This window comes from Hydrogenobacter sp., from assembly GCA_041287335.1.
Taxonomy (GTDB): domain Bacteria; phylum Aquificota; class Aquificia; order Aquificales; family Aquificaceae; genus Hydrogenobacter.
Genome location: JBEULM010000056.1, coordinates 1 through 8653, shown reverse-complemented (window position 1 = coordinate 8653; position 8653 = coordinate 1). Strand labels below are relative to the sequence as shown.

The 8653-nt window shown below is 42.9% G+C and carries 10 protein-coding genes and 1 tRNA gene; 9 read left to right on the top strand and 2 right to left on the bottom strand.

Translation table 11 applies throughout. The features are described from left to right. Together exbB and ABWK04_08260 are read right to left on the bottom strand one after the other, a co-directional pair. Window positions 1-362 (bottom strand): TonB-system energizer ExbB (gene exbB, locus ABWK04_08265; GenBank protein ID MEZ0361866.1); only part of this gene is annotated, 362 nt, incomplete at its 3' end. Window positions 363-369: 7 nt separating this feature from the next. After that, window positions 370-825: a hypothetical protein gene (locus tag ABWK04_08260; GenBank protein MEZ0361865.1), complete on the bottom strand. Its 456-nt coding sequence runs from the start codon at window positions 823-825 to the stop codon at window positions 370-372. Between the two features lie 122 nt (window positions 826-947). On the opposite strand from ABWK04_08260, the gene ABWK04_08255 reads away from it, so the two are divergent. The 9 genes from ABWK04_08255 to ABWK04_08215 all read left to right on the top strand — a co-directional run bounded on the left by ABWK04_08255 (window position 948) and on the right by ABWK04_08215 (window position 8310). Next, window positions 948-1427: a formate dehydrogenase subunit gamma gene (locus tag ABWK04_08255; GenBank protein ID MEZ0361864.1), complete on the top strand. Its 480-nt coding sequence runs from the start codon at window positions 948-950 to the stop codon at window positions 1425-1427. Beyond that, on the top strand, window positions 1417-2976 hold the full coding sequence (locus ABWK04_08250) for an NADH-quinone oxidoreductase subunit NuoF (protein ID MEZ0361863.1): 1560 nt from the start codon (window positions 1417-1419) through the stop codon (window positions 2974-2976). Before ABWK04_08255 ends, ABWK04_08250 begins: the two co-directional genes overlap by 11 nt. 11 nt (window positions 2977-2987) lie before the next feature. Continuing rightward, a complete protein-coding gene (gene fdhF / locus ABWK04_08245; protein MEZ0361862.1) occupies window positions 2988-5816 on the top strand; it encodes a formate dehydrogenase subunit alpha in 2829 nt (942 codons plus the stop codon). A gap of 2 nt (window positions 5817-5818) precedes the next feature. Continuing rightward, entirely contained in the window at window positions 5819-6052 is a 234-nt protein-coding gene (locus tag ABWK04_08240; protein ID MEZ0361861.1) for a formate dehydrogenase subunit delta, read from the top strand. Continuing rightward, on the top strand, window positions 6036-6947 hold the full coding sequence (gene fdhD, locus ABWK04_08235; protein MEZ0361860.1) for a formate dehydrogenase accessory sulfurtransferase FdhD: 912 nt from the start codon (window positions 6036-6038) through the stop codon (window positions 6945-6947). The genes ABWK04_08240 and fdhD overlap by 17 nt, the downstream gene beginning before the upstream one ends. Window positions 6948-7004: 57 nt before the next feature. Then, window positions 7005-7460 carry a c-type cytochrome gene (locus ABWK04_08230; protein MEZ0361859.1) on the top strand — a complete coding sequence of 152 codons (456 nt, stop codon included), beginning with the start codon at window positions 7005-7007 and terminating at the stop codon, window positions 7458-7460. A gap of 1 nt (window position 7461) precedes the next feature. Next, complete coding sequence (locus ABWK04_08225; protein ID MEZ0361858.1) at window positions 7462-8049, top strand: hypothetical protein; 588 nt, start codon at window positions 7462-7464, stop codon at window positions 8047-8049. Between the two features lie 28 nt (window positions 8050-8077). Further along, window positions 8078-8221, top strand: a complete 144-nt coding sequence (locus tag ABWK04_08220; GenBank protein ID MEZ0361857.1) for a hypothetical protein — start codon at window positions 8078-8080, stop codon at window positions 8219-8221. A gap of 16 nt (window positions 8222-8237) precedes the next feature. Beyond that, window positions 8238-8310: transfer RNA gene (locus tag ABWK04_08215), tRNA-Ala, on the top strand. Window positions 8311-8653 lie beyond the last annotated feature (343 nt).

Below are 8653 nucleotides of genomic sequence, written 5' to 3'. Positions count from 1 at the left end.
TAAAGAGCTGTGGAAGGTATAGCCACCAAAAGTCCTACTGCGGTAGCTTTTAGGGCAAGTGCAAGTCCAACCATCACCTTTTTTGTGTCCACAAAACCTTCCTGACCTATAGTGTAAAAGGTGAGCATTATCCCAAGAACTGTGCCGAGAAGACCTATGTAAGGTGCGTTGGAACCTATGGTAGCTATCCAGTGCATGCCTTTCGTAAGCTCCATCTCTACGTCCTGTCTACTGCTGTACTTACTTAAATCCACCTTTTTTATAAAGGTGTACCTCTCTATGGCTGTACCTACGGATATGAAGCTTAGAAATACGAGAAAGCCTATCACACCGTAATCCACGAGCAATTTCAGTATATCCATATCACGCTTATCTTTTCCCCTCAGAAGGTGGATTATACAGGTATCCCAAGAAAAATCCCCATACGATGTGAAGCACAAGGGAGGATACATGAGCTTCTAAGGGCTTATCCATAAAGTTTACCAGCCACGATGCACCGCCAACCATTCCTAAGAACCCCACAACGCGCGTAAATACGTAAAAAATTATACCATACAAAACACCTTTCAGTACATGACTTTTTATAAACTCAATGCGAACAAAATGGATGGCATAAGGCAGTGAAAATATCACGGACTGTACTTCATGCTTGAGTGTCCAGTAAGGATTGGACAAACCTATGTGGGAATCTGGGCGATGATACAAACCAAAAAAACCAAACCATCCGCTAAATACGTAATCAACGAGAAGCATGGTATACCCAGCTATTAAACTCGCAAACAAAAAACTCGGAAAATTAACGTTCTTTATAGTTTCCCCTTCCATGGCATGTTATACTATAACACGCCTATACAGTGGTTTCAAGCTCATAAAATATGATGACAATCATACACTATTGTATCCCACATCTCATACTATATTAGCGGAGGTGTTTAAAAAAAATAGCCATGGTGGAATGGGGTATGTACGAAGAGATAAACAGATTAAAGAGTAAGAAAAATGCCCTCATACCTATACTGCACATCATCCAAGAAAGATACGGATACATACCTGAGAATGTAGTTGATATTCTATCAAAGGAGCTGAATCTTTCAAAGGCTGAGGTGTGGGGAGTCATCACCTTTTACTCGGATTTCAGACTTGAACCACCCGGTAGACACATAATCAAAGTGTGCAGATCGGAAGCATGTCTGGCTATGGGGGGACAAATACTACAGGAACATATAAAAAACAAATTGGGTATAGGTTTCGGTCAAACCACCAATGACGGAATGTTTACCCTTGAGGATATTTACTGCTTTGGTAACTGTGCATGCGCACCCTCAGTTATGGTTGACGGTAAACTTTACGGTAGGGCTTTTCCTGAAAGGATAGACGCTATCATAGAAAGCATACTAAGAAAAGGGGTAAAGGGAAATGGAAAGTAAGCATAAAGTTTTTGTTCCAAGAGATTTTTCCTCTTTGTCAATGGGAGCAGATGAAGTTGCTGATGCGATAAGGAATGAAGCGAAAAGGAGGGGCATAAAACTTGATCTTGTGAGAAACGGATCGAGGGGTATGTATTGGCTGGAACCTCTCGTGGAAGTGCAAACCTCCGGAGGGAGGATAGGATATAGAAATGTTTCTCCGGAAGAAGTCCCTTCAATCTTTGATGCCTTTTTGGACAACAAAAATCACCCGCTTTATATAGGTTTTGTAGATGAAATTGATTATCTCAAAAGGCAGACAAGACTTACCTTTGAACGTGTAGGTTTGATAGATCCTTTATCTATCGATGAGTACGTTCAACACGGTGGGTTTTCCGCACTTAAGAAGGCTCTAAGTATGGAATCTAAAGATATTATTAATGAGATAAAGATGTCAGGACTTCGTGGAAGGGGAGGAGCAGGTTTCCCTACAGGTGTAAAGTGGGAGACGGTTTTTAAGACTCCTTCCGATGAAAAGTACGTGGTATGCAACGCTGATGAAGGTGATTCTGGCACCTTTTCGGATAGGATGATAATGGAGTGCGATCCCTTCCTTCTCATAGAGGGAATGATAATAGCCGGTCTTGCGGTAGGCGCTAAAGAAGGATACATATACCTTCGCTCGGAATATCCCCTTGCGAGGAATGTATTGCAAAAAGCTATAGACACAGCATACGAGAGGGGATATCTTGGAAAAGACATAATGGGGAGCGGGAAAGCCTTTGACATTGAGTTATATGTAGGTGCAGGAGCGTACATATGCGGTGAAGAAACCGCTTTGCTTGAAAGTTTAGAAGGCAAAAGGGGTATTGTGCGTCCAAGACCACCTGTACCTGCTGTAAGCGGGCTTTGGGGTAAACCTACCATCGTTAATAATGTGGTCACGATTGCTACAGTTCCTTGGATAATCAGGGAGGGAGCCCAAAAGTATTCAAGTTACGGTACAGAAAGATCAAAGGGTACACTTCCCGTACAGCTTTCTGGAAATGTGAAGCGAGGCGGTCTGGTGGAAGTTCCTTTTGGAATAACTTTAAGGGAGCTCATATATGAGTTTGGAGAAGGTACTTACACTGGTAGACCGGTTAAAGCCGTGCAAGTGGGCGGTCCCTTAGGAGCGTATCTGTCCGAAAGTATGTTGGATGTGCCTTTGGATTATGAAGCTTTTCAAAAGATAGGTGGTATTTTGGGACACGGTGGTGTGGTAGTTTTTGATGATACTGTGGATCTTTGGTACATGGCGAGGTTCGCCATGGAGTTTTGCGCTCACGAATCTTGCAGTAAGTGTACACCTTGTCGCATAGGTTCTCAAAGAGGTATGGAGCTAATAGATAGATTGATGAAAAACGGTAAAGATGGTAGGCTTCTGACATTGCTTGAGGATCTCATGGAAGTGATGATGTACACATCTCTGTGCGGTCTGGGTGGTATGGCTCCTTATCCCGTACTTAGCATACTAAAGCATTTTTCCGAAGAACTCGGACTAAGAAAGGAATTTAAATTTAACTCTTAGGAGGTGTTGTCATGGCGTTTGTTGATGTAGCCATAAAAGATCTTGGAACTCCGCCTTCTAATTCTTCCAAGATGGTCACACTTGAGATAGATGGCATCAGGGTAAGCGTTCCAGAGGGGACATCCGTCCTTAGGGCGGCTTCTGTGGCAGGTATAAGAATACCTAAGCTGTGTGCTACTGATACGCTGAAGGCTTTCGGTTCTTGCAGATTGTGTATAGTGGAGATTGAGGGAAGAAAAGGTTATCCAGCTTCTTGTACCACACTTGTGGAAGAGGGCATGAAGGTCAGGACTCATTCAGAAAAATTGGAAAAGCTCAGAAGAGGGATAATGGAACTTTACATATCAGATCATCCTTTGGACTGCCTCACGTGTCCTGCTAATGGCAACTGCGAACTTCAAGACATGGCTGGATACGTAGGGCTAAGGGAAGTTAGGTATGGCTTTGATGGTAAGAACCATCTTAACTTGCCGAAAGATGAGAGCAACCCTTACTTTACTTTTGATCCCTCTAAATGTATCGTGTGTTACAGGTGTGTTAGAGCTTGTGATGAGATCCAAAATACCATAGCACTGACTGTAGAAGGCAGAGGGTTTGCATCCTTAGTAAAGCCTGGACCTACTGGAAAGTTCGCAACCTCAGAATGCGTGTCATGTGGTGCGTGCGTTTTAGCATGCCCCACCTCTGCGCTGATGGAAAAGAGTGTTATTGAGCAAGGTATACCTGATAGAAGTGTGAGAACTACCTGTGCCTTTTGCGGTGTAGGTTGCTCTTTCAACGCGGAAGTAAAAGGCAATAAAGTAGTAAGGATGACACCTAACAAAGAAGGTGGAGCCAATCACGGACACTCATGTGTTAAAGGTAGGTTTGCGTGGGTTTACGTGTATTCTGAAGATAGAGTTACAAAGCCGATGATACGAAAAAGCATCGATGAACCTTGGAAGGAGGTATCCTGGGAAGAAGCGATAAACTACGTAGCAAAAGAGTTCAAAAGGATACAGGAAAAGTATGGAAAGTATGCGATTGGAGCTATTACATCCTCAAGGTGTACCAATGAGGAAGTGTATATAATACAGAAATTAGTCAGGGCTGTATTCGGCAACAATAACGTGGATACATGTGCGAGGGTATGCCACTCTCCTACAGGTTACGGTCTAAAGGCAGCCTTTGGTACTTCAGCAGGTACAAATAATTTTGATTCGGTTCGTTGGGCTGATGTCATTATGATAGTGGGCGCTAATCCCACCGAAGGTCATCCCGTATTCGGTTCTCTTCTCAAGAGAAGGCTTCGTGAAGGTGCCAGGCTCATAGTTATAGATCCAAGAAAAATAGAACTTGTCGAAACACCTCATATAAGAGCTGACTACCATCTTCAACTAAGACCTGGTACAAATGTAGCCATACTAAACGCTATGGCTCACACTATAGTTTCCGAAGGGCTTGAGAATAAGGAATTTATTGAGCAAAGATGTGATATAGAAGCTTACAAAAAGTGGAGGGAGTTTATTTTACGACCCGAAAACTCTCCGGAAGCTGTTGAAAGTATAACAGGTGTTCCGGCAAGGCTCATAAGAGGTGCTGCAAGGCTTTACGCAACCGGAGGCAGATCGGCTATATACTACGGGCTTGGTGTTACGGAACACACGCAAGGAACTACGGCAGTTTTAGCTCTTGCGAATCTCGCTATGCTCACCGGCAATATAGGGAAGGAAGGTACCGGTGTTAATCCCCTCAGAGGACAAAACAACGTGCAGGGTTCTTGTGACATGGGATCCTTCCCTCACGAACTGAGTGGTTATAGACATGTATCAGACCCAGAAGTTAGAAAGCTTTTTGAAGATGTGTGGGGTGTGAAATTAGATCCAGAGCCAGGTCTTAGAATACCCAATATGTGGATGCTCGCGTTGGAAGGAAAATTCAAAGGTATATACATACAAGGTGAGGATGTACTTCAGTCAGACCCGGATGTGAATCGCGTCATACAGGCTCTTAAATCTATGGAGTGCGTTGTTGTACATGACATATTCATGAATGAAACCGCAAAGTACGCTCATGTATTTTTACCGGGTTGCTCCTTCCTTGAAAAGGATGGTACCTTTACAAATGCCGAGAGAAGGATACAACTTGTCAGACAAGTAATACCTCCTATGTGTGGAAAGCAGGAATGGGAAGTGGTTATGGATATAGCGAACGCTATGGGTTATCCTATGCGTTATAGTCACGCCTCCGAGATAATGGATGAAATAGCCAGGCTAACTCCAAGTTTTGCAGGTGTAAGTTACGAAAAATTGGAGAGACTTGGGAGCATTCAATGGCCGTGTAACGAAAAAGCACCTGAAGGCACACCCATAATGCATAAGGATGGTTTCGTCAGGGGTAAAGGAATGTTTCATATAACCGCCTTTGTCCCTTCACCCGAAAGAACCACAGAGAGGTATCCCCTTCTTTTGACTACTGGAAGGACACTCTTTCAATACAATGTGGGTACACAAACGAGGAGAACTCCAAACATCTTTTGGTATAAGGAAGATGTGCTTGAGATACACCCTCACGATGCACAGCAAAGGGGTATAAAAGACGGAGATTACGTGAAGTTAGAAAGCAGGAAGGGATGGGTAATACTGAAGGCTAAAATCTCAGATAGGGTAGCGCCAGGTGTGGTATACACCACTTTCCACTTTCCTGAAATAAATACTAATGTAGTTACTACAGATTACTCCGACTGGGCTACTAACTGCCCCGAATATAAGGTTACAGCTGTGCAAGTAACACCGGTTTACCAAAAACCACAGCTTATTGGCAAATACACACAAAAGGAGTTAGCAGGTACAGAGGTTTGAGCATGAGCGTGAAAGATCTCATATTTATGGCTAATCAGATAGGCAACTTTTTTGAACACTACCCTTTTGAAGAAGGTGTGGAAGGAGTTGTTAATCACATAAAAAAGTTCTGGCATCCCATAATGAGGGAAGAGCTTTTACGCTATTGTGAAGAGAATGGTGATCATGAGCTTATACCCGTTGTACGTGCTGCACTGGAGCGCTTAAAAGCGGAATATTATGAAGAAAAGCTCTAAGACTTACAGAAGGAGTGCGTACTGTGAATTCCCTACTCTCGTAATTCACAGACCCATGATACCTCTAAGGAGGAAGGATCTCGTTATATCTGAGGAGCCTTTAGAGATAAGGATCGTGCTTGCAAAAGGTAAAGATAGTTGGGAAAGCTTTCCCCTTTACACCACTATGAGAACACCAGGCGAGGATGAGGATTTAGTTCTGGGACTTCTTTTCAGCGAAGGTGTAATAAAAAGTCCGAAGGATGTAGAATACATCTCATACTGTGAAAACGTCAGTGAGGAAAAGCAAGGAAACGTTATAAATGTATTCCTCAAAAGGAACGTTGAAGTAACGAACCTTCCCCCCCTTCTAAGGGTATCTTATATGAACTCTGCGTGTGGTCTATGCGGTAAACTGAGTATTGAGCATCTCAAAAGTATTATCCCAACTTACGCAAATAAGGAAGACAACACATTCGTATTGAACGACGAATACTTTTACGCACTTCCTGAAATCCTCAGAAAGCATCAGGAGAAATTTCTCCTTACAGGTGGGACGCATGCTTGTGCAGCCTTTGATTTTGAAGGTAATCTTGTATGCGTGAGGGAAGACGTGGGAAGACATAACGCAATGGATAAACTCATAGGTTTTATGTTACGTAATAACAAAATACCCCTTAGAAAAATCTGTCTTGTTGTGAGCGGTAGAGCGAGTTACGAGCTTGTACAAAAAGCTCTTATGGCAGGCGCATCAATGTTTGCTTCTATAGGCGCACCCTCCACTTTAGCGATAAAGCTCGCTAAAGAGTTCGGTATGACACTTATAGGTTTTTTAAGCAGAAAGCGTTTTGTAGTGTATAATGACGCTGGAAGGTTGAACTTGGATAAGTGGTTGGTACCAAATTGGCTTTCTTGACAATGAAGAAAGAGAGTGTTAGAATAAGTAATTATTTCTTTTTATAGGAGGCGTGTCATGGCAAAAAGGGGTCTAAAAGCTCTGCTTTTACTTTCCTGCCTTTTCCTCGCTTACCTTACATCCTCACCTGCTTCATCTGCGGAGGATGAAAACCCATACAGAGCTAACGAGTCCAAGCTACCACCCATGAAGAATCCTTACGAGGGCGATCAGAAAGCTGCACAAGAAGGTAGGAAGCTCTGGTTTGCAAACGGATGCAATGGCTGTCACGGAGGAACCGGCGGAGGTGGTATGTGTCCCCCGGTGATAAATAAGGTATGGGTTTATGGGAAGTCCGATGCGGTACTTTTTAACCTTATAAAGCTCGGAAGTGTAGAACTTAGAAAGAAGTACGGGCTTGTACGTATAGGAAGAGAGAACGTAGTGGGTGATATGCCTCCATTTTCAAGTTTATCCGATGATGACATATGGAAACTCATAACGTATATAAGGTCCATATATAAAGGAGACTGATGTGAAATTGAAAGCGCTTTTGATCCTTTTTTCAGTGTTTGCAACCGTATGGGCAAATCCTTCGGTAAAAACGGAAATACGTTTCCCAAAAGCAAGGTGTGTGAAAGTGGATAAGGAAGGAGTATGCCTGATTTACAGTATTAATACTCCAGATAATGTACGCTACAACCTTTTTGTAAAATCTGGAAGTCTGCTGGAGCAAAAAAGGTATACGCTTTTGGTACTTGTGTCGCATGTAGGTTTTATGGATCCCCTTCAGGTAAGCTTAATAAGGAGCATTGATTATAAGGACTTGAAGTATGGGCTAAATCTTACGGGTACGATAGATTCTAAGAAAATACCTCTAAAAGGTTGCTCTGACTTTAGGGATAGGATACTCATAACACCCTTTGTCCTCAAAGGAGAACTTACACAGAGACAATTGGAGGACATGATCCGAGCTTCAAGATACTGTCCAGATCCAAAAAATAAAGACGCATGCTCTTACAGTGCCTTTTTTGCTTATGTACGGAAAACAGGAATGGTACTGAATGCAGTAGACCGTGAGTTTGTAACTTTATGTAAAGAAGAGTCAACCACTTTACGCTAAAAGGATGGAACGGCTATAATATATACTTATGAGCTTAGTGAGTTTTGTGAGAGTGCTTAAAGAGGAATGCGTTCAGATGATGAAAAAAGAACGCATAAAGAGGAGAGAAGGTTTAAAGCTAAGGGCGTATATTGAAAAGAAAAGCGTAGACAGAAGGAGACTTATGAATTAAAATATATCTCCTCTTAGGGGCGGTAGCTCAGTTGGGAGAGCGCCTGCTTGGCGTGTAGGAGGTCGGGGGTTCAAGTCCCCTCCGCTCCACTTTAAATATCAACCAAATCCGCATCAGTACTTAATTTGTGAATTTAACATATAAGACATCAGTGGACATGATAGGATATTAACTGACATCAGTTTTCGGCAATGTTTCGGCAAGAAGAAAAACCCTGATAGACAATGATTTTGCAAAGCACTAAGGAGGGGCAAAAAAGCCCCTCAGGAGATACAGTCAGGTCAGGCGCTTGGTGCATCCGAAAAGCTTTTCATGAGCTTTCAGGACAAGTGCCAGAGTGTGTTTACAGGGTCTTTCAGGCCTGTATCCCGCATCAGGACAGCTGCAGGAGTAGTTAAAGTGCAGGCAGGACTTTTCCACCTTGAGGGAAAA

Excerpts from the sequence above, each read along its gene's own strand:
- ABWK04_08260 (MEZ0361865.1), bottom strand. The coding sequence starts at position 825 with ATGGAAGGGGAAACTATAAAGAACGTTAATTTTCCGAGTTTTTTGTTT.
- ABWK04_08255 (MEZ0361864.1), top strand. The coding sequence starts at position 948 with ATGGTGGAATGGGGTATGTACGAAGAGATAAACAGATTAAAGAGTAAG.
- ABWK04_08250 (MEZ0361863.1), top strand. The coding sequence starts at position 1,417 with ATGGAAAGTAAGCATAAAGTTTTTGTTCCAAGAGATTTTTCCTCTTTG.
- fdhF (MEZ0361862.1), top strand. The coding sequence starts at position 2,988 with ATGGCGTTTGTTGATGTAGCCATAAAAGATCTTGGAACTCCGCCTTCT.
- ABWK04_08240 (MEZ0361861.1), top strand. The coding sequence starts at position 5,819 with ATGAGCGTGAAAGATCTCATATTTATGGCTAATCAGATAGGCAACTTT.
- fdhD (MEZ0361860.1), top strand. The coding sequence starts at position 6,036 with ATGAAGAAAAGCTCTAAGACTTACAGAAGGAGTGCGTACTGTGAATTC.
- ABWK04_08230 (MEZ0361859.1), top strand. The coding sequence starts at position 7,005 with ATGGCAAAAAGGGGTCTAAAAGCTCTGCTTTTACTTTCCTGCCTTTTC.
- ABWK04_08220 (MEZ0361857.1), top strand. The coding sequence starts at position 8,078 with ATGAGCTTAGTGAGTTTTGTGAGAGTGCTTAAAGAGGAATGCGTTCAG.